General features: G+C 43.2%; 18 protein-coding genes. 10 read left to right on the forward strand and 8 right to left on the reverse strand.

What is annotated here, in order from left to right; all coding sequences use genetic code 11:
• Positions 1-116: 116 nt before the first annotated feature.
• Positions 117-1,787 carry a bifunctional metallophosphatase/5'-nucleotidase gene (locus OU792_RS15750; RefSeq protein ID WP_274670682.1) on the reverse strand — a complete coding sequence of 557 codons (1,671 nt, stop codon included), beginning with the start codon at positions 1,785-1,787 and terminating at the stop codon, positions 117-119.
• Positions 1,788-1,950: 163 nt separating this feature from the next.
• A complete protein-coding gene (locus OU792_RS15755) occupies positions 1,951-2,943 on the reverse strand; it encodes a c-type cytochrome (protein ID WP_274670683.1) in 993 nt (330 codons plus the stop codon).
• 215 nt (positions 2,944-3,158) lie between these two features.
• Here OU792_RS15755 and OU792_RS15760 point away from each other — a divergent pair, with 215 nt between their 5' ends.
• From OU792_RS15760 to OU792_RS15780, 5 genes are all read left to right on the forward strand, one after another.
• Complete coding sequence (locus OU792_RS15760; protein WP_274670684.1) at positions 3,159-4,583, forward strand: amidohydrolase; 1,425 nt, start codon at positions 3,159-3,161, stop codon at positions 4,581-4,583.
• Positions 4,584-4,636: 53 nt separating this feature from the next.
• Positions 4,637-6,697: a patatin-like phospholipase family protein gene (locus tag OU792_RS15765; protein WP_274670685.1), complete on the forward strand. Its 2,061-nt coding sequence runs from the start codon at positions 4,637-4,639 to the stop codon at positions 6,695-6,697.
• Between the two features lie 41 nt (positions 6,698-6,738).
• Complete coding sequence (locus tag OU792_RS15770) at positions 6,739-6,918, forward strand: hypothetical protein (protein ID WP_274670686.1); 180 nt, start codon at positions 6,739-6,741, stop codon at positions 6,916-6,918.
• Positions 6,919-6,994: 76 nt separating this feature from the next.
• Complete coding sequence (locus OU792_RS15775) at positions 6,995-7,531, forward strand: gluconate 2-dehydrogenase subunit 3 family protein (protein WP_274670687.1); 537 nt, start codon at positions 6,995-6,997, stop codon at positions 7,529-7,531.
• Between the two features lie 11 nt (positions 7,532-7,542).
• Positions 7,543-7,905, forward strand: coding sequence for a transmembrane 220 family protein (locus OU792_RS15780; RefSeq protein ID WP_134200620.1), 363 nt, complete (start codon positions 7,543-7,545; stop codon positions 7,903-7,905).
• Between the two features lie 39 nt (positions 7,906-7,944).
• Here OU792_RS15780 and OU792_RS15785 read toward each other — a convergent pair whose 3' ends face one another.
• From OU792_RS15785 to OU792_RS15795, 3 genes are read right to left on the reverse strand one after another with little or no spacing between them, the layout of a single operon-like run.
• Positions 7,945-9,357 (reverse strand): NAD(P)(+) transhydrogenase (Re/Si-specific) subunit beta, encoded by a 1,413-nt coding sequence (locus OU792_RS15785; protein ID WP_134200622.1) that lies wholly within the window; start codon positions 9,355-9,357, stop codon positions 7,945-7,947.
• A gap of 1 nt (position 9,358) precedes the next feature.
• Positions 9,359-9,670, reverse strand: a complete 312-nt coding sequence (locus OU792_RS15790) for an NAD(P) transhydrogenase subunit alpha (protein ID WP_134200624.1) — start codon at positions 9,668-9,670, stop codon at positions 9,359-9,361.
• A gap of 3 nt (positions 9,671-9,673) precedes the next feature.
• Entirely contained in the window at positions 9,674-10,810 is a 1,137-nt protein-coding gene (locus OU792_RS15795; protein WP_134200626.1) for a Re/Si-specific NAD(P)(+) transhydrogenase subunit alpha, read from the reverse strand.
• 199 nt (positions 10,811-11,009) lie between these two features.
• Between OU792_RS15795 and OU792_RS15800 the strand changes: the two genes are divergently transcribed.
• The 5 genes from OU792_RS15800 to OU792_RS15820 all read left to right on the forward strand — a co-directional run bounded on the left by OU792_RS15800 (position 11,010) and on the right by OU792_RS15820 (position 15,555).
• Entirely contained in the window at positions 11,010-12,068 is a 1,059-nt protein-coding gene (locus tag OU792_RS15800) for an NAD-dependent epimerase/dehydratase family protein (RefSeq protein ID WP_134200628.1), read from the forward strand.
• A 1-nt stretch (position 12,069) separates the two neighbouring features.
• Complete coding sequence (locus OU792_RS15805) at positions 12,070-12,978, forward strand: helix-turn-helix domain-containing protein (RefSeq protein ID WP_134200630.1); 909 nt, start codon at positions 12,070-12,072, stop codon at positions 12,976-12,978.
• 4 nt (positions 12,979-12,982) lie between these two features.
• Positions 12,983-14,023, forward strand: coding sequence for an MBL fold metallo-hydrolase (locus OU792_RS15810; RefSeq protein ID WP_134200632.1), 1,041 nt, complete (start codon positions 12,983-12,985; stop codon positions 14,021-14,023).
• A gap of 225 nt (positions 14,024-14,248) precedes the next feature.
• A complete protein-coding gene (locus OU792_RS15815; RefSeq protein WP_134200634.1) occupies positions 14,249-14,599 on the forward strand; it encodes an MmcQ/YjbR family DNA-binding protein in 351 nt (116 codons plus the stop codon).
• A complete protein-coding gene (locus tag OU792_RS15820; RefSeq protein ID WP_134200636.1) occupies positions 14,596-15,555 on the forward strand; it encodes an ABC transporter ATP-binding protein in 960 nt (319 codons plus the stop codon). Before OU792_RS15815 ends, OU792_RS15820 begins: the two co-directional genes overlap by 4 nt.
• Before the next feature lie 38 nt (positions 15,556-15,593).
• On the opposite strand, the gene OU792_RS15825 is transcribed toward OU792_RS15820, so the two are convergent.
• From OU792_RS15825 to OU792_RS15835, 3 genes are read right to left on the reverse strand one after another with little or no spacing between them, the layout of a single operon-like run.
• On the reverse strand, positions 15,594-16,121 hold the full coding sequence (locus tag OU792_RS15825) for an FKBP-type peptidyl-prolyl cis-trans isomerase (protein WP_222582696.1): 528 nt from the start codon (positions 16,119-16,121) through the stop codon (positions 15,594-15,596).
• A 3-nt stretch (positions 16,122-16,124) separates the two neighbouring features.
• Entirely contained in the window at positions 16,125-16,847 is a 723-nt protein-coding gene (locus OU792_RS15830; protein ID WP_134200641.1) for a class I SAM-dependent methyltransferase, read from the reverse strand.
• Positions 16,831-19,248: a YfhO family protein gene (locus OU792_RS15835; protein WP_274670688.1), complete on the reverse strand. Its 2,418-nt coding sequence runs from the start codon at positions 19,246-19,248 to the stop codon at positions 16,831-16,833. Before OU792_RS15835 ends, OU792_RS15830 begins: the two co-directional genes overlap by 17 nt.
• Positions 19,249-19,353: the final 105 nt, after the last annotated feature.

The raw sequence follows: 19,353 nt of genomic DNA on the forward strand, positions 1-19,353 counted from the left end.
GTCACTAGCTGTCTAAGAATATTTGGCTACGTGTAGGATTCCGAAGAGTCATAATAGAAAAATAAAAAAGCCGACTAATGCCGGCTTTTGGTGATTAAACGCTTTTCTTTCAAAATCTATCTAAACTCGTAATCCACTCCATACACCTGAGTCAAGAGGGTAGCCGGTGCATCCAAAGCTACCGCCGATTTGGGAGGAATTGGAGTCACAGGGGAATGCTCAGCTAGATAGTTTTTTACGGCTTGGTGAAGCGTGAACTCAGTATTTTCAGTTTCCATCACACCGGTAAAGCGACAAAGCATATCATCAGGATCGCCATCTCGCTCACACGCACAGATGCTGTACACTCGATTCATTTCCAAAGGTTTGTCATGTACAGTTACCTTTTGAACTCTATTTCCTTCCTCTCCAAAGGCTAGAAACTCCACTTCCATGCCTCGGAATTTGATCACCCAACCTCCAAATCGCTTGGAAGCTTCCTTTGCAAAAACATTGTTCAGTTCTTTTTCCAGCCAAGCAGCAATTTGAGAGCCTTTAACCTTTCCTGTCCGGATAAGTGAATCGACCGGTAGCATATCGAAGATATAACCATTTGTGATTGGGATATTTCCGGTTTCGTCAGGAGTAGTCCGTGGAGGACAGAATCGAAAACCATTGGAAAGTACAATGTCGATTTCAGGAACTTGCCAGCTGATGGCGTCCAAAATCATCGTATCGATGGGATTTTCAATTACAAAATATCGATAAAGTGGTACGGTACTGTATCCTGCTATTTTGTAAATATCCTCTTCAAATGGGTCTTCATTTTGATCAACGATTTCTGTTACCACTGGGCAAGGCGTAATCTTATCTGAGGTGACTTCCAAGAGTTCGTAATCATCTTGGACTACCTTACCATCTTCGATAGTGAGTTCAAGCTTTCCTACAAAAGAGCCAAAAGCTCCCGGCTCCACTACTTTGGCATACTTACCTTGGATAGGTTTCCTTACGCGCTCGTGGGTGTCACCACCCAAGATGTAATCTACACCCTCACACTCGGGCAAGTTGGCTAGGTTGATTTGTTGAGAAAGACCTAAATGAGCTATAATACAGACAAAAGCACATTTTTCCTGATTTCGCAGGACATCTACATAGTGAGCCAAGTTTTCTTCAGGCTTGGTATATAGAATTCCCTTTGAATAATTGGGTGATTGCCTTTTTGGAACCAAATGATCTGTGTATCCCAAAAATCCAATCTTTACCCCATTCACCGACCAAATATGATAAGGGTTGAAGATCAATTCGCCTCTTTTGCCTTCTCCTAAATCATGGTACATATTCGCGCAGATTTTAGGAGCATGTAGTGATCCCAGAAGGTGCTGCATGGCCTGCTTATAATAGACTACCTCCCAGTTTCCTGGAAGGTAAAGGTCATACCCAATTTCATTTAGGATGGGTACCATCGCCTCACCGGTGGTTCTTACTGAAAGCTCCGAACCTTGAAACATGTCTCCTGTATCCATGACTAGGCAATGCTCGGCTTTTTCTCTTTCTTGGTCCAAAAAGGCCTTCAAATGTGCATATCCACCCGTTTTGCGATAAACTGCTTTTCCATTTTCCCAAAAAAGCTCATCATGCGGATGAATCTGACAATGGACATCAGTAGTTTGTAGAATAGTAAGCTTAAATGATTTTGGCTTAAGTTTTTTTGCTTCTGCTTGGGCCACTTGAGGAGACAGGCTCAAAAGTCCCGTTCCTGCTCCAAGGGCACCTAATTGAGACATAAATTTCCTTCGAGAATACTTCATGAATAGATGGGTTTATTGCAACTAATATTTGGCAAGTTTCTGATTTTGAGAAAGAAAATTCTCTTCCATTATGCCATGAAGATACTTGTTGGGAAAAAAATAAATTGGTGACAGTGGTCACAAAAGAAAAATCCCCGCGATAAATATGCGGGGATGAATGGAATCAAGGAGTTTGAGAAGCTGCGGTAAATCGAATAATCTGATTCTTTTGAGGGGGTAGAGTCTTTAAATAGCTAAATATGGCTCGCAGATCTTCCTCCTTCATACCCGAATACATAATCCAAGGCATGATAGTATTAAAATCTCCAGGCTTCACCTTTTCCCTTAAGTAAGTGGAATCTGAATATTGTTTGAAACGGTCTATGAACTGCTCTGAGGTCCAGTTTCCAATTCCAGTTTCTGGATCTGAAGTGATATTACTTGAAGTGACTTTGGAGCCATCAGGAAATAAGAAATCTCTTCCTCCTGCAAATGCTTTCTCAGGTATAATCATTCCTTGTTCATTGACTTGCGTATGGCATTCGATGCATCCCCCGGCATTGACCAAATAGGCTCCGTAGGCTACTTGATCAGAAGAATTTGGTTTTTTTTGAGGTTGCGCTTCTTGAGGGATGGTATTTAATATCAAATTGACTGGAAAGTCTGCTTCTGAATCGGGGATTTGACTGGGGAGAGGATCTAGGGAACGGATATAGGCAATAATATCATAGATGTCTTCAGGGTCCATTTTTCCATAATACATGTAAGGCATCAAGGGAAACATGGCTCGATCATCATGGGTCACTCCGGTGGTAATCACTCGATAAAGTTCACCATCACTGTATTGGGAGATGCCTGTGGGCGTGATGTTTTTTGCATAAAATACACCAGGAAAACCCATAGAATGGTCAAATCGATCGCCTCCTCTTCCTAAGGTACCGGGTGTAGGTGGTCCTGAAAAATAGGAAAAATCGCGGGCTGAATGACAGTCCATACAAACGGTAACATGATTAGCTAAATAAGCTCCGCGCTCGATTCGCTCCTGAGAATAGTCTATTGTTAATTCCTCGGCAGGAGGGACAGAAGGATAGCTCATTTGTAGATAGGAGAAAGCTATCAAGAGCAAAATGATAATTACACCAATTATCATCGAAAAAATTTTCAATAGTTTTTTCATAGTGCTGTAACAGGTTGGTTATAAGAAAAATACAATAAAAATCGGTTTAATCAAATTTTAAAAATCTCATATAAAATTAGATTTTTTACCAATGAAGTGAGTTTTGGGACGAGCTACAGAATCAAAATTAGCTGCAGGTTTTGTGTCTGACTCGAATTAGGCTTATTTTTCATAACAATATCAAATCGAAAAAATCAAATTTAAATCCACCTTAAATGAAGAAGCTCATTCTTTTCTTAATTACACTGATTCCAGTATTGGCATTAGCTCAGGAGTCATCAGTGATTCAAGAACTTGATTCAAAAACCGAACAGTATACTAAAATTGCCATGCAGATCTGGGAAAACCCAGAACTGGGATACCTCGAGAGCGAAAGCTCTGCTTTACATCAACAAACACTTTCCGAAGCTGGATTTGAAGTCAAGGCTGGGGTAGCCGGAATACCTACTGCATTTGTGGCTGAGTTTGGTTCGGGAAAGCCAGTCATTGGAATTATGGCTGAATTCGACGCGCTACCGGGGGTATCGCAGAAAGCATCTCCTTTTCGCGAAGCAGTCGTTGAGGGTGGAGCAGGTCATGCATGTGGACACCATTTGTTTGGTACTGCCTCAGTAGCTGCTGGAGTTGCTGTCAAAAACTGGTTAGACGCTAACGGAGGTCAAGGAACTATCCGAGTTTACGGAACACCAGCTGAAGAAGGTGGTGGAGGTAAGGTCTATATGGCCCGAGCTGGATTGATGGATGATGTAGATGTCATGCTTCATTGGCATCCAGGTTCCAGAAATAATGCCGGAGCTAATTCCTCCTTGGCAAATATTTCCACAAAATTTCGATTCTATGGAGTAGCTTCTCATGCCGCAGCCGCTCCAGAGCGTGGAAAGTCCGCCCTTGACGGAGTAGAGGCGATGAATTTCATGGTCAATCTCATGCGTGAGCATGTGCCTCAAGAGACTCGGATGCACTACGTGATCACCCGTGGAGGTGAAGCACCTAACGTTGTTCCTGCCTTTGCAGAATCCTATCATTACGTCCGTCATCCAGATGTCAAAGTGGTGAAGGAGATTTTTCAAAAGATGGTGGCAGCGGCCGAAGGAGCTGCAAAAGGAACACAGACTACCATGGAGTATGAAATTATTAATGGGGTTTACAACCTTTTACCCAATGAAACCCTCGCCCGGGTGATGCATAAGAATTTGGAAATCATTGGTGGTGTCCAATACAGTGAAGAGGATAAGAAGTTTGCAGAAGAATTGATCAAGAGCTACCCGGACCTATCAATCAATCCAGCAGAGGATGCGATGAAAATTGATCCATTTATGGTGCGGGAAACTGGAACTGGAGGATCAACCGATGTCGGGGATGTAAGTTGGTTGGTTCCAACGGCTGGATTGGGAGTGGCTACTTGGGTACCTGGTACAAGTGCTCACACTTGGCAAGCTGTAGCAGCTGGTGGAACCCCAATCGGTGCGAAGGGTATGATGGTTGCTGCAAAAACATTGGCTTTGACAGCTTTGGATGTAATTAAAAATCCAGAAATCGCTACCAAGGCAAATGAAGAATTGAACAGACGCAGAGGTGCAGGGTTTAATTATGAGGCTTTGGTTGGAGATAGAGAGGCACCGTTAGATTATAGAAAGTGATTTCTTCTAGGATTTCTCTACCGATAATTTTTCTGATAGGCATCCTTGCGGGGATGCCTTTGTTTTCATTTTGTCAAGAATCAGATGAGGATAGAATCAAAATCGGGCTCGTATTAAGTGGGGGAGGTGCTAAAGGGATAGCTCATGTAGGAATCATCCGAGCGATGGAAGAAGCAGGTATCAGACCAGACTATGTGGTTGGTACCAGTATGGGTTCAGTGATTGGAGGTCTGTATGCCATTGGATATAGTGCCGATGAACTGGAAGAAGTAGTCAGATCTACGGATTGGGACTTGGTTGTTTCCAATCGGGTGGATTTTAAAGATATTGCTTTTGAAGAAAAAGAATATTACAACCGCTACCTACTCGAAATCCCTTTCAACAGTGGTAAGCTTGCGCTTCCGTCCGGTTTGATCCACGGACAAGTTCTCTCTGAGATTTTACATTACTATACTTTTCCGGCATCCAAGTATGAGGATTTTGATGATTTTCCCATACCATTTCGATGTATTGCGACAGATGTACGAACTGGTCAACCCATCATTTTTGATAAGGGTTATTTGCATGATGCGATACGCTCAAGTATTGCGATTCCCACAGCTTTTACTGCTTTTGATTTGGACAGTACAGTTGTTGTTGATGGAGGGGTTGTAAATAATTTTCCCGTAGATATTGTCCGGTCCATGGGGGCAGACTTTGTAATCGGTGTGAATGTGTCCGATGAGGATTTTTTGGAAATTGAGGAGTTGGGAGGCTTTGGGGGAATATTGATGCAAATAGCGATGGCCGAATCGCTTCGAAAAACCCGTGTGAACATTGAAGAGACAGATATTTATATCAAGCCTGACTTAGGCCCATATTCTACAGGAAGTTTTGCTGAGTATGATGCGATTTTGAGATTGGGGGAACAGGTAGGGAAGGAGTTTTTTGACAAATTTAAAAATGCGGCAGATAGTCTTGGAGTTTTAAGTCCAGCAAAACTTGAAACTCCTGTTTCACCAGAAATAAAAATCCGTTCATTGGAAATAGATGGGAATCAACTTTTTTCAGATGAATTAATCGAATCAAAGCTGGATATTTCTCCAGGTCAATTGGTCGATCGGGATTACTTACAAGAAGGTATCAGGAATGTCTTTGGGGTGAATGGTTTTCACAAGGTGGATTATTCGCTAAAACAAAATGAGGATCAAACTTATGACCTTAATGTCCGAACAATAGAAAAACCCAAAACGGCATTTTCCACTGCACTGCATTACGATAACCTCTTCTCTGTTGGTATCCTAGCCAACTGGACCACTCGAAATTGGATAGGTCAATCGTCAAGAACTGTTTTTGTAGCCGATATTTCTGAAAACCCGAAATTCAGAGTGGACCACTACAAGTATTTGGGATCAGAGAAAAAGGTGGCGTTCAACTTTCGATACAATTTCCTGAGACAGGAATTTCCAGGTTATGAACAAGGAGAGCTATCTAGGATCAATATTTTTAATGAAAATCGGGCTGAGGTGCAGATTATCACCACCAATTCCCTAAAGGAAGCTTTTTATTTTGGGTTCGTAGCAGATTTGAGTGCATCCAAAGTTCAGTTTGATCAGGTGCTTCCTGATGGAGTCAGAAATGGAGTTGATAACTACCTAAGTGCCAGAGCCCGATATTATCGAAACTCCCAAGATGATCGAAACTTTCCCACCAAGGGAGCAGAGGGACTTTTGGAAGCCGAATTTAGGTTCAAAACCTGGCTAAAGATTAATCTTGAAAAAGGGGTAGACACCATTTTTATCGATGCAAACGAAGTTCAGTTTCCTTTGACAAGTGAGCAACTGGATCGGTTTGTGAAAGAATTGACGCCGAATTCTTATTTGACTTTGTTAGGCAGATATTCCAAGCTTTTCCCTATTTCCGAATCTGTCCAAATCAAACCCTTTGTGGGAGGGGGCTTTACCCTTTCAGACCAAAATCTGAAATCTTTCCGCGACTTTTTTATAGGAGGGTATCAGATGGTCCGGTTTATCGATAATCGATTTTGGGGATTGAATTACGCCGAGATTTCCGCACAAAACTTTGCTAAAGTCGGGATGGAGCTGCAAGTAATCCCGATAAAAAAATATTTCTAAGGAGCGGAATCAACTGGTTAGGCTATTCTAATAATATTCCATTGGGAGATATTGTGGGATCAGAAACGATTACTCAGAATACACTTCTTGGCTATGGGGCGGATATTTCCTATCAATCTGTTTTGGGCCCCATTACCTTGGGTCTTGGCTCTAATTCTACGGACAAAAAGCTTCGAACCTACCTTTCGATTGGATTTAGTCTGAACTATCAGGACCGATAAGGAATGAGCAAATTACATCAGTGGCTATTTGTCCTATGGTGCAAATCCATTAAATTCAAAAAAATGTTTTGAAGCTATGGATCGGAGAAAATCCCTAAAAATATTAGGCGCAGGAGGCTTGGGAATAGCAGGACTGGTATTCGCTGACTGGAAATGGCAGCTGGTGGACCAACTCACCCATCAAGGTTTTTTCAACTTTCAGCAAGAAAAATTAATCACTGCGGTAGCAGATACCATCATTCCGGCAGGTATTCCTTCGATAGCTCCAGAAAATGCCCAACCCATCGGTGCTTTGAGTACAGGTACGGATAAGTTTTTGATTCGTCTTTTTGAGCATTGCTATGAAAAGGAGGATCAAAAAATCATCAAAAGAGGACTCGATAAGTTGGGCACTATGGATTTTTTAGCCAAGGATCAAAAAGCTAGAGAAGATATTTTGATCAATATGCAAGATTCAGAAAATGAAGCTGATCAGCGATTTTTTCAACTGATGAAATCACAAACGATTTATGGTTTTACAACCGTAAGGGAAGTCATGGTGGAATATCATGGCTACAAAGTAGCCGCAGGAGGCTTCAAAGGATGTGTGCCTGCTTCTGAGGTTTTGATCTAAAAATACTGACTATGAAGTTTTGGAAATATTTCTATGGATTTTGGATTATTGCTTTTGCACTATTTTCCTATTGGCAATTTAATGATCCTGATCCGGAGGTTTGGGTAAGCATCTATGCAGTAGCGATTATTTTTTGTTTGATGGGGATTCGTGGAATTTTTCCGAGGTATCCTTTGTCTATCGTTGTCATAGCCTGTTTTGTTGGAGCTATTTACTTTTGGCCTGAGTCCGTATCGGGTTGGATTGGTCAAGAAATCGAACAAGGAGACCTTACCATGAAAACTCCTGAAATGGAAGAAGGGCGAGAGTCTTTTGGATTATTGATTGTTGCCTTAGTGATGCTTCCGGGATTAATCCGGTCTTGGAAGAAATAAAACATAAAAGCTGGCCAGATTTTAATTGGCCAGCTTTTTTTACAAGTTTTTAAGTTCTGAAATCAGCTTTTCAAGCGAATCTTTTGCATCTCCAAATAGCATTCGGTTTTTCGGATGGAAGAATAGTTCGTTTTCAATCCCCGCATAGCCCTTACCCATGGAGCGTTTCAGTACAATGATATTTTTAGCATTCCAGACTTTGACAACTGGCATACCATAAATAGGACTGGAAGGGTCATTTTCAGCAGCTGGATTGACGACATCATTGGCTCCGATGACCAAGACCACATCTGTACTTGCCATATCCTCATTGGCATCTTCCATTTCCAATAGCTTAGGATAAGGAACATCTGCTTCGGCTAGTAGGACATTCATATGCCCGGGCATTCTCCCAGCCACCGGGTGGATGGCATAGGTTAAGTCAACTCCCTTGTCTTCAAGTATTTTTTCGAGATTGTGGACCGTATGTTGAGCCTGTGCTACAGCCAAGCCATATCCTGGTACGACACTTACTTTATTAGCATAGGCAAGTAGAATCGCTGCATCTGTTACGCTGATTTCTTTGATGGTTCCCTGCTCGCCCGACTGCGTGCTTGCAGCCCCACCACCTCCAAATGACCCAATAATTACATTTGTAAGGGACCTATTCATAGCAGTACACATCAACACAGTTAAGATCGTTCCAGCTGATCCCACCAAAATACCACCGGTAAGCATGGCCTGATTTCCATAAAGAAAGCCTCCAAAGGCAGCAGCCATTCCAGTAAAGCTGTTCAAAAGGGAAATAACAACCGGCATATCCGCGCCGCCAATTGGCATCACAAATAATACTCCATACAATAGTGAAAGGACAAGCAATGCATACATCAATGGCATGCTCAAGTGTCCTGAAAAAGCTAAATATCCTGCAAGACCGAATATTGCGATGAGTAAACCAATATTAATGATTTGACCCGCTGGCAGTGCTTTATCTGCTATTTTTCCTTCTAGTTTTCCATAAGCGATCATAGAACCAGAAAAGGATACCGAGCCTATAATCAATCCAAGCAAAATTACGATTAGCATTCCTGCTGAGATTTCCCCTCCATGTCGAAGGTGATCAAATTCTACCAAGGAAATTACCCCCGCACAGGCGCCCCCCATGCCGTTGAAGAAGGAGACCATTTGAGGCATTGCGGTCATCTTCACCTTAATGGCCATACGCATGCCAATCACAGTTCCGATTGCTAAACCGGCTAGAATCAAGCTATAATTCAGCCATTTATCGGCGGAAAACTCTTCTTTGAATAAAATAGTCGCCGCAATGGCAAGTCCCATTCCGTATCCGGCAATCAGATTGCCTTTGCGTGCTTTATCTGGGCTAGAAAGCATCTTAAGTCCTAAGATAAAAGTGACTGATGCGACAATGTAAGATAGCTCCAGGATGCTGAGTCCAAGTATAGTGGTATCCATATTACTTGGCTTTTTTCTTAAACATTTCTAACATCCGATTGGTGACTACAAAACCACCAACTACATTCAAGGTCCCCAGAATCACAGCTAGAAACCCTAAAATCAATGCATAATAATTGCTAGAGTCAGCCTGAAGCATAATGATAATGGAGCCGATAATGACTACGCCGTGGATGGCGTTAGCCCCGGACATTAGCGGAGTGTGCAATACTGCGGGGACATTGGAAATCACCTCGATACCGAGGAAAATCGAAACGATGATCAGAAAGATAAACTCTCTGTTTTCATAAAATAAACTCAGTATTTCTTCCATTTATCAATTGATTTCGGATGGGTAAAGGATATTTTTAACGCGTTCGCTTCGGATTTCTCCTTGATGTGTCACGCAGGTATTTTGTACGATGTCATCTTCCCAATTAAGCATGAGTTCGCCTTCCTTACCGATGATGAGTTTAAGGAAATTCACCATGTTTTTGCCATACATCTTACTGGCATCCATAGGCATAGTTCCCGGCAAATTCGAATCACCGATAATGGTAACCCCATGTTTTTCGATGATTTGATTATTCTCGGTAAGTTCACAATTCCCTCCGGTGGAGGCTGCTAAATCCACAATTATTGAACCGGGAGCCATGGCTTCTACAGTTTCGGAGGTAATTAGCACGGGAGCTTTTCTACCCGGAATTTGGGCCGTACAGATGATAATGTTTGATTTTCGGGCATGTTCTTGAATAAGAGCCTGCTGCTTGGCTTTGTATTCCTCACTTTGCTCCACGGCATATCCTCCGGCACTCGCTTCATCTTTGGCTCCTTCTACTTTGACGAATTTAGCGCCGAGACTTTTCACTTCTTCTTCTGCTGCTGCCCGCACATCGAAGGCCTCTACCACCGCACCCAATCTTCTTGCGGAGGCTATTGCTTGAAGCCCTGCCACACCAGCACCTAGAATGAGTACTTTAGAAGGAATAATGCTACCTGCAGCAGTCATAAACATGGGGAAAAATCTGGGTGAATGACTAGCTGCCATCAGTACTGCCTTGTAGCCTGCTACGGTTGCCATAGAAGAGAGTACATCCATCGCCTGAGCTCGGGTGGTACGAGGTACATTGTCCATGGAGAAGCTGGTGATTTTTTTATCCAAAAAGCGTTCTACGAGCTTCTTATTGGATAAAGGCTGAAAAAGGCAGACAAGGACCTGTCCATCTTTGAGAGCAAGTTGCTCCTCCTCCGTAGGGGGATGGATTCCCAGAATCAAGTCTGCCTGAAGTACTTCAGCGCGGGAATGGATACTTGCTCCTATAGCTTCGTAATCTTTGTCGGAGGCGTAAGCTTTTTCGCCAGCACGACTTTCTACTATTATTTGAACTTGTAGCTGAATGAGGGCTTTGGCACTTTCTGGCAGAAGTGCGACCCGATTTTCCCCCTCGGGTTCTTTCAAAAGGCCAATGGTCATGGACAGGTAGTTAAAACTGAATTATCTAAAGTTAAAAGTTTATTTGGCAAATGAAAATCATCAGAATCAGCAAATCGTTTAAGAATGGCTAACTTGACTATCAATGACTTATTCTTTGATATATATACATACATCAGCAATATGTATAATTTGAATAATCGGGTATATCAGAACTTTGTATCTATCAAAAAAAACTGAAATGGAAAATATAGATAAAAGTAAACCTGTATTAGTGACAGGGGCTACGGGATATGTGGCGGGCTGGATTGTTAAAAAAATGTTAGACGAGGGATTGATTGTGCATGCAGCTGTCAGAAATCCCGATAATAAATCTAAAATAGCCCATTTGGAGAGGCTTGCAGCAGATAGTCCGGGGAGTATCCGTTTTTTTAAGGCAGACCTTTTAGACGAAGGTAGCTATGCGGAAGCAATGGACAACTGCGAATTGGTCTATCATACCGCTTCTCCCTTTACCTTGGATGTCAAAGATCCTCAGAGAGAATTGATCGACCCGGCTTTGAAAGGAACTAGAAATGTGCTGAACCAAGCCACGAAAACACCTTCTGTAAAGCGTGTCGTAGTGACTAGTAGTTGTGCGGCTATCTACACAGATGCGAGTGATGTTCATCAAACACCAAATGGAATACTTACAGAAGAGATTTGGAATACCACAGCTTCGCTTGAGTACCAGCCCTATTCTTATTCTAAAACTTTGGCAGAAAAAGAGGCTTGGAAGGTTGCTGAATCGCAAAACCAATGGGATTTAGTCACGCTTAACCCTTGTTTGGTTTTGGGTCCTGCTACCAATCCCAAGACTGCGACTTCGGAGAGCTTTACAATCCTCAAGCAATTGGGAGATGGTACCTTAAAAATGGGAGTTCCAAATTTGGGAATCGGGGTAGTAGATGTTAGGGATTTGGCTCAAGCTCATTTCAATGCAGGCTTTTTGCCGGAGGCAAATGGAAGAAATATTATCTGTGCGCATAGCTCATCCATGCTTGAAATGGCAAAAATTCTTCACCAAGAATACGGGGACAAATACAAGGTCCCTAGCGGTGCACTTCCAAAATGGCTTTTAATGATCATTGGTCCGCTTGTGAATAAAAGTATCACGAGAAAATTTATCCGAAACAATGTCAATATTACCTGGAAAGCAGATAATTCTAAGGGAAGGAAAGAACTGAATATGAGCTACAGACCCCTTCAGGAGACTTTGCATGATTCCTTCCAGGATATGATTGACCACAAGCTAATCTGATATGCAAGAAATCTTAGTCTTGGATTCTGTGGCAGAAGCCCATCAGTTCTTGGGTCTTCCCAACCCTAGCCATCCATTGGTATCGGTGATTCGCACGACTGATATGCACTTTAAGCAGCTGACAGAAAGCGTGAGATTACGAATCGACCTGTTCCAGATTTGGATGAAGGAAGGAGCTGATTGTGAATTTGGGTATGGCAGAAGTACCTATGACTTCAAGGAAGGAACTTTAGCTTTTATCAAGGCAGGGCAGGTGATTACAGCCGACAGCCATGAATTTAACCCAAAGCCAGATAATTACCTGCTTTTGTTTCACCCTGATCTTATTCGAAAGAGTGCACTAGGTGAAAATATAAAAGAGTATGGCTTTTTTGACTATGAAACCGATGAGGCGCTTCACGTCTCGGAGGCAGAGCAAAAAGCTCTGTTGGATATTATTCAAAAAATCGAATGGGAAATCCAACATCCAATCGACCGTCATAGTCAACGGTTAATCGTCAATAGTATTGAGCTGTTTTTGGATTACGCTTTGCGGTATTACGACCGACAGTTTTTTGTGCGGACCAATAGGAATCAGGAAATTGTCGGAAGGGTTGAAAAACTGCTACAAAAGTTCTTTGAGTCTGATGACTTAATAGGAAAAGGGCTGCCGACAGTCAAGTATTTAGGAGAAAATCTGAATATGTCACCTAGCTATTTGAGCGATATGCTTCGAAAAGAGACTGGTCGAAATGCACAGGAGTTTATTCACCATGCTCTTCTGGAGAAAGCTAAAAATCAACTGCTTGGATCAACTGATCCGGTTTCTCAAATAGCATACGATCTTGGATTCGAATATCCGCAGCATTTCAGTAAATTATTTAAAAGTAAAACAGGATTGACACCCCTGGAGTATAGAAATCAAAATTAAGAATATGCCCTTTCATCAATTTGGCGGTAAGGTGACCTCCGGCTTAGAAGATCACTACAGAAAATCTGAAAACTGGAAAAACGGGCGGTTTCAAAACTTGCAGCCGACTAATTTGGGAATCGACCTGAAGGACTTTCCGAAGGTACTCGTCCAGCAGTTCAAAGGAAGGTCCTCAAGACAGCCCAACCGTCAGATTCCGATGGAATCCTTTGATAAAGCAAAGTTTATGGAGAAGGCTGGAAGAGCACGCTTTGCTTGGTACGGACATTCCGCCATCCTACTCCGAATGAGTGGAATGACGATTTTTATTGATCCGATGATGGGACCGGATGCTTCACCAATCGCTCCATTTCAGACCAAGCGATTTTCGGATGGAACCTTGGACATGATCGATGATCTGCCGGAGATAGACTTGCTGATGATGACGCATGATCACTATGATCATTTGGACCTGGAGAGCATTCGGAAACTCAAAGCTAAGACCAAGCGCTATGCGGTAGCTTTGGGAGTGAAAAGGCACCTGGTGAAATGGGGAGTAGATGCAGATTTGATCGATGAATTTGACTGGTGGCAGGATAGGATGATTGGTTCGATCCAAATCACTTTTACTCCAAGCAGACATTTTTCCGGTAGAGGACTGTCGGATCGGGCTCAGACGCTCTGGGGTGGTTGGGTTTTTCAGAGTTCTGAAGAATCCATTTGGTTTAGCGGGGACGGAGGCTTTGGTGATCATTTTGAAGAGATCGGTCGACGATTTGGCGGCTTTGACTTTGCCTTTATGGAATGTGGCCAATACAATGAGCATTGGCGTCAGTTGCATTTGTTCCCTGATGAATCGGTCATCGCATCACAGAAAGGCCTCGCTAAAAAGATCATGCCTGTTCATTGGGCCGGCTTTACGCTAGCACCTCATCACTGGAAAGAACCCGTAGAGCTTTTTGTCCAAAAAGCTAGGGAATTAGAAGTGGATTTTATCATTCCGCAGATAGGTCAGGTGAGATCGATCTTAGATACAGATTGGGAAGAATGGTGGCTTGAATATTGAATCTTACGAAGGGCATTCTTATCTTCAGTCAAAAAAGTTAATTTCTGATTTACTGCCAGTAATTAAAATAAATAATATGGCCTAGTATGAGTTTAAAGGTTTAGAATCCGGATACTTCGACTGCCAGCCGTGGCTAGATCTTCAGGCTTCCGACTTCCAGCCTGTTAAGCTATGAAAAGAGGAATCTGGCTTTATTCTGGATAGTTAAAATAAATAATTTCAGCGATGACCCTTTCCTACCTCCGAGATTTTTGCCTTTCAAAATCCGGTACCTCAGAGGATACCCCTTTTGATGCCAATACACTTTGCTTTCGAGTGGGAGGGAAAATATTTGCGATCACAGATTTGGAAGTGTTCGAATACATCAATTTGAAGTGTGACCCAGAGCGATCGGCCGAGTTGCGGGAGAAGTTTGAGGGCATCACTCCAGGCTATCACATGAATAAGAAATGGTGGAACTCAGTTTCGGTACTCGGAAATGTACCCGATCAGCTGATTTTGGATTTGGTAGATCATTCCTATGAGTTGGTCTTTGCCTCACTTCCCAAAAAGCTTCAAACCGAAATCCGTCCATGAGTTTTTTTTCTGTCCAAAAAATCCGGAAATCATACCCTGATCAAACAGCCCTTCACGATTTTTCACTTGAAATTCAGAAAGGAAGCCTTTTGTCCATTGTAGGCGAAAGTGGGTCTGGCAAATCTACTTTACTTCGGATCTTGGCAGGCTTGGAAAAGCAAGATTCCGGCACTGTCTATTTGAATGGAGAGAAAATTCTCAATCCAAGTGAAAAATTAGTAGCAGGCTATGACGAGATCAAGCTGATTCATCAGGATTATCATTTGTACCCCAATAGTACTGTGGAAGAAAATATTGCTCGACCGCTCCTCCTTTATGATAAAAAATACGCCCAGGAGCGCGTTAAGACTTTACTGAAGCAGTTTCGGCTAAATAAACTAGCAGATCGATTTCCAAGACAACTTTCCGGTGGACAGCAGCAAAAAGTAGCTATTGCCGCAGCTTTGGCTATCGAACCTGAGGTTTTGCTTTTGGATGAGCCCTTTTCCTCCTTGGATACAATTCAGACTCATCAACTGATAGGCGAACTGGCTGAGAGCTTCAAAGAAGCCCAAACTACAGTGATTTTTGTGACGCATGATTTGGATGATGCGCTGCGCTTGACTGATGATTTGTTGATTTTGCAAAAAGGAAAAATCGTGCAGCAAGGAAGTTCTCAAGAGCTTTGCGAGCAACCCAAAAGCAGATATATCGCCCGACTTTTTTCTCCTATCAATGCCATTCCCGATACTGATAATTGCTTTATTCGACCAACGGATGTCAAATTGCGGACAAAAGGAGGACTACTTGCCCATGTTGTCGATTCTCGGTATTTGATTCATTTCAATTCCCTTCAAATCAGACTAAAAGAAAGCGGATTGATCTGGGAAGTCGATGATCCGCAGCGGAGATTTCAAATTGGGGATCGAGTCTATGTGAGTTGGGATAAAGAAAAGGAACTTCATTTAGCCAGATAAAATAAGAGGCTTTCTGGATCAGGAAGCCTCTTTTGATTTTAACTGTGTGATTCGCCATCTGCCCCATGCACATGTCCATGGTCTAGTTCTTCCGGAGTTGCTTCACGCACCTCCAGGACTTTTCCCTCAAAGTGTAAGTCGAAACCCACCAATGGATGGTTGAAGTCAAGCAATAAGCTTTCACCGAGATCTTTTAGGACTTTTGCCTGCATAGGGTGCCCATTTTCATCCATCAAGGGCAGGAATTCGCCTTCTTTTAGCATACTTTCCTCAAAACCTCTTTCCTTGGAAAACTGCTCCTTGGGCAAGTTGATCAATAGTTCATCGTCCGCCTCTCCGTATGCCTCGGCCACTTTGAGCACAAACTCGAAGGAATCTCCCTCTTTCTTTCCGGATAGGTACTCCTCAAATTTTTCAGGCAAACCGCTTTGTCCAAACAAGAAATAAAAAGGATCGTCCTCATCCCGAACTTCTACACTGAATGGCACAGATTCGATTTCATCTTCGATTTTGCTGACTTTGAGTTCGTAGGTCAGACCCACGACGGCTTGGTTTTCGATATTCATAGATTAATTGATTAAGCCGTATTTCAGGCGGATTCGAATTCGTTCTTTTAATATGTCCCACTTGGATAGCGGAGTAGATTTTCCCAGCGGTTTGGAGGATCGGAAGATGAAATACTGGTAATCTTTTTCTTCAAAAAAGACCGAGTAGGTTTCCATTTTTTCCAAATAAAACCCAGCGTTATTCAGGCTCTTGATAAGATCCCCTGAGTCCAGGGGTTGGTCGATCACCTGTAGCTTTTCAGGTTCATGGTCGATCATCCACTGCAGGTATCGTGGAGCGGGAATATGCACAAAGACCACAGAGTCCTGATGTGCGTGTTTTTGGATTTTTTGAAAAAGTGCCTGATGCTGATCCACGGGGATATGCTCCAGTACATCCGGAAATACAAAGAAATCGAATTGCTGATCACCCTTGTCAAAGTCCGACATATCCGATACCTCGAAACTTAGATTTTGCTGATTTTTCCAGATTTTCTTTGCCTTGCTGATACTTTCGGGAGAAATATCGACTGCCAATACTTTTCCTTTGGGTACCTGTCTCGCTAGAAGAGATGACACTGTGCCGATCCCACACCCAACCTCCAAGACATGATGATCAGGGCGTAATCCTGCCGCCATTACCTTGTCGAGTATGGATAGGTGGCGGGAATTGATCCCTGTCTTTTCCTGCTTGTCAGCGAATTGATCGTAAAAGCTGACTACTTTATCTTCATTGGCTGGATTCATTCTCTTGCTTGTATGTGATGAAAATTCCTGCCAAAAGGCTGGCCAAAATCAAATATTGGAAAATGATCATGGGAGTCTTGGTGGCATAGTAGCTGGATGGCTCAAAGGCGAAAACTACTTCATGACTTCCAGTCGGTACTTCCAAACCTCTCAGTAAGTAATTGACACGCAGAATATCCTCCTCCGCTCCGTCAATGGTCGCCTTCCAGCCTTTGGGATAGTGAATCTCCGAAAAAACCACCAAACCTGCTTTTTCCATAGTTACGGAATAGCGTAGTTCGTTCGGGCTTTGCGAAGCTAATGTAACACTTCCTGAACCCGCAGCGATATCTCCAAATTCCTCGGTGTTGACCGTAGCTTGAGTTTGGGTGTCAATTTCTCCGATTTCGGTAATCTCTTCCTCATTGCTTTGAACGGGAACGATCTCCGAAGGGATCCAGGCAGCACCATTGGCAGCAGGATTTGCAAAAACCGAGTTAGCATCTTGTCCGGCGATCAGATATTTTGTATTCAGCATATTGATGACTGAGATGCCCTGCCAGTCAAAATTCCCCTCCTGCGCTTTGCTGACAAAATCCTGAATTTCGGACTGAAGCTGATAGTCGATCAGGTCTTGATAGCGTCTAAGCTTTGCTCCATGATAACCCCCAAGGCTGTAAAAACGGTAGCTTGTGCGGGCACCCTGAGTCAAACCTTCGGTCAAACTCAAAACCCGGAAATAATCTGAGTCCTGAGCAATTTCTTTTTCTGCGGGAGTTTCAGCGAAGTATTGTCTGGACGGGTTTGCTTGAAAAGACTCCGAATTGAGGTACTGTCGATTGACGGAAATCAAATCCACGGCAATCAGCGCTATCAGTCCACCACCCAAAACCAAATCGGAGATTTTTCCCTTCAAATTCAAAAAGACTAATGCCGCTCCTGCGATGATAAAACCAAAACTTTTCCAGGCCGAAGCAGAAAGCATGGCTTTTCGATCTGTTCGCATGGCTGAGGCAAGCCATTCTGGAAGATTAGCATCGACAGGGGCCTCAAATCTGAAAAATGCTCCTGAGGCAACAGCGAGAATCAAGGTCAGTCCAGCAACAATCCCTCCTGCGAGATAAAGTGGCTTCAATTCTCCCTTTTGAATCAATCGCTCCAAGGAAATCATTCCCAAAACCGGAATGGCAAAAAGCGTCACTCCCAATGCCATGGAGACGGCGCGGAATTTATTGTATCCGGGTAAAATATCGAAAAGCGCATAATTGAACCAAGCCAGGTTTTTACCCCAACTAAGGAGAAGGGAAAAGATGATAATCGCTCCAAAGGTGTACAAACTCTCTTTTGGCGCAGCCCAAATCCCCAGAATGGCCAGGAAGACCAAAATGGCTCCTCCGTAGATCGGGCCACCTGTGAAAGCCTGATCGCCCCAATAGGTGGGAGCTTTTTTGACAAAGCCATTGATTTGTGCAGCATCGATTCCATTGGCGCGTAGGGCCTTTTCCGAAGCGGAGTTATCAGGCAACGGTGTTTGGCTGCCTCCTCCGTAGAAATCCGGAATCAAGAGTGTCAGGGTTTCCAGTTTTCCATTGGACCAAGAGAAGGCATATTCCCGATCCAGGCCGCTGGATTCAGTTTCCAAAGTTGCTTGTCCACGGGTAGAGTAGGGGCTGTATTCCAGGGCCGTGGCAAGCCTTCCTATATTTCCACCCACTGCTAAGAGAGCTCCGAGAGTCAAAAAGGCCAGGCTTTTTCCCAGATCCGCTATTCCATCTTTTTTCCAATGGAAAATCAATCGGACTAGCACATAAATCACCGAAACAATCAGCGTGTAATAGGTAATCTGTAAGTGATTGAATTTAAGTTGAAGAAGAAGTCCCAAGGCCAAGAGGGCCGCTCCTAGGATTCGTTTTCGCTCAAATGCTAAATGAATACCCGCAAGAATCAGCGGAATCAAGCATACTGCCCAGATTTTGGCATTGTGACCCGCTTCCAAAGAAAGGAGATTGAAGGTGTTGAAAGCAAAAGCAATGGCTCCTGCGATGGCAAAGATGGGACGTACCCGAAAACTCAACAGTAAAATATAAATGCCCAGCATGCCAAAAAACAGCCCATTGATCGGATGGGGTAGCCCAAGAGTCAACACCTTCACCAAAGCATTGGTGATATCGCCCGGAAACTCCAGACTGATGAAATAGGCTGGCATTCCTCCAAACATGGAATTGGTCCAAAGCGCCTGCTCACCGGTTTTTTCACGGTAATCCAGCACTTCTTTGGCCGATCCTTCCCACTGTAGGATATCCCCTTGAAAGATGACTTTTCCATCAAATACCAATGGGGAAAAGTAAAAGACGATCAAGATATAAAATATGGCAACTCCCAGCAGATGGGGAAGTAGGTCTTTTTGAAAATTCAGCTTCATGCAGAAATTACGTTCGGGATTGAAACAAAGGCTGCAAATTAGGAATTAATAGTCAAATCGTTGGTCTGAAAGATGGGATTCGGGGCTTTTAAGCTTTCTTACAGG

This window comes from Algoriphagus sp. NF, from assembly GCF_028823735.1.
In the GTDB taxonomy this organism is placed as follows: Bacteria; Bacteroidota; Bacteroidia; order Cytophagales; family Cyclobacteriaceae; genus Algoriphagus; species Algoriphagus marincola.

Excerpts from the sequence above, each read along its gene's own strand:
- OU792_RS15760 (WP_274670684.1), top strand. The coding sequence starts at position 3,159 with ATGAAGAAGCTCATTCTTTTCTTAATTACACTGATTCCAGTATTGGCA.
- OU792_RS15755 (WP_274670683.1), bottom strand. The coding sequence starts at position 2,943 with ATGAAAAAACTATTGAAAATTTTTTCGATGATAATTGGTGTAATTATC.
- OU792_RS15780 (WP_134200620.1), top strand. The coding sequence starts at position 7,543 with ATGAAGTTTTGGAAATATTTCTATGGATTTTGGATTATTGCTTTTGCA.
- OU792_RS15835 (WP_274670688.1), bottom strand. The coding sequence starts at position 19,248 with ATGAAGCTGAATTTTCAAAAAGACCTACTTCCCCATCTGCTGGGAGTT.
- OU792_RS15820 (WP_134200636.1), top strand. The coding sequence starts at position 14,596 with ATGAGTTTTTTTTCTGTCCAAAAAATCCGGAAATCATACCCTGATCAA.
- OU792_RS15830 (WP_134200641.1), bottom strand. The coding sequence starts at position 16,847 with ATGAATCCAGCCAATGAAGATAAAGTAGTCAGCTTTTACGATCAATTC.
- OU792_RS15800 (WP_134200628.1), top strand. The coding sequence starts at position 11,010 with ATGGAAAATATAGATAAAAGTAAACCTGTATTAGTGACAGGGGCTACG.
- OU792_RS15785 (WP_134200622.1), bottom strand. The coding sequence starts at position 9,357 with ATGGATACCACTATACTTGGACTCAGCATCCTGGAGCTATCTTACATT.
- OU792_RS15825 (WP_222582696.1), bottom strand. The coding sequence starts at position 16,121 with ATGAATATCGAAAACCAAGCCGTCGTGGGTCTGACCTACGAACTCAAA.
- OU792_RS15765 (WP_274670685.1), top strand. The coding sequence starts at position 4,637 with ATGCCTTTGTTTTCATTTTGTCAAGAATCAGATGAGGATAGAATCAAA.
- OU792_RS15815 (WP_134200634.1), top strand. The coding sequence starts at position 14,249 with ATGACCCTTTCCTACCTCCGAGATTTTTGCCTTTCAAAATCCGGTACC.
- OU792_RS15805 (WP_134200630.1), top strand. The coding sequence starts at position 12,070 with ATGCAAGAAATCTTAGTCTTGGATTCTGTGGCAGAAGCCCATCAGTTC.
- OU792_RS15775 (WP_274670687.1), top strand. The coding sequence starts at position 6,995 with ATGGATCGGAGAAAATCCCTAAAAATATTAGGCGCAGGAGGCTTGGGA.
- OU792_RS15810 (WP_134200632.1), top strand. The coding sequence starts at position 12,983 with ATGCCCTTTCATCAATTTGGCGGTAAGGTGACCTCCGGCTTAGAAGAT.
- OU792_RS15795 (WP_134200626.1), bottom strand. The coding sequence starts at position 10,810 with ATGACCATTGGCCTTTTGAAAGAACCCGAGGGGGAAAATCGGGTCGCA.
- OU792_RS15790 (WP_134200624.1), bottom strand. The coding sequence starts at position 9,670 with ATGGAAGAAATACTGAGTTTATTTTATGAAAACAGAGAGTTTATCTTT.
- OU792_RS15750 (WP_274670682.1), bottom strand. The coding sequence starts at position 1,787 with ATGAAGTATTCTCGAAGGAAATTTATGTCTCAATTAGGTGCCCTTGGA.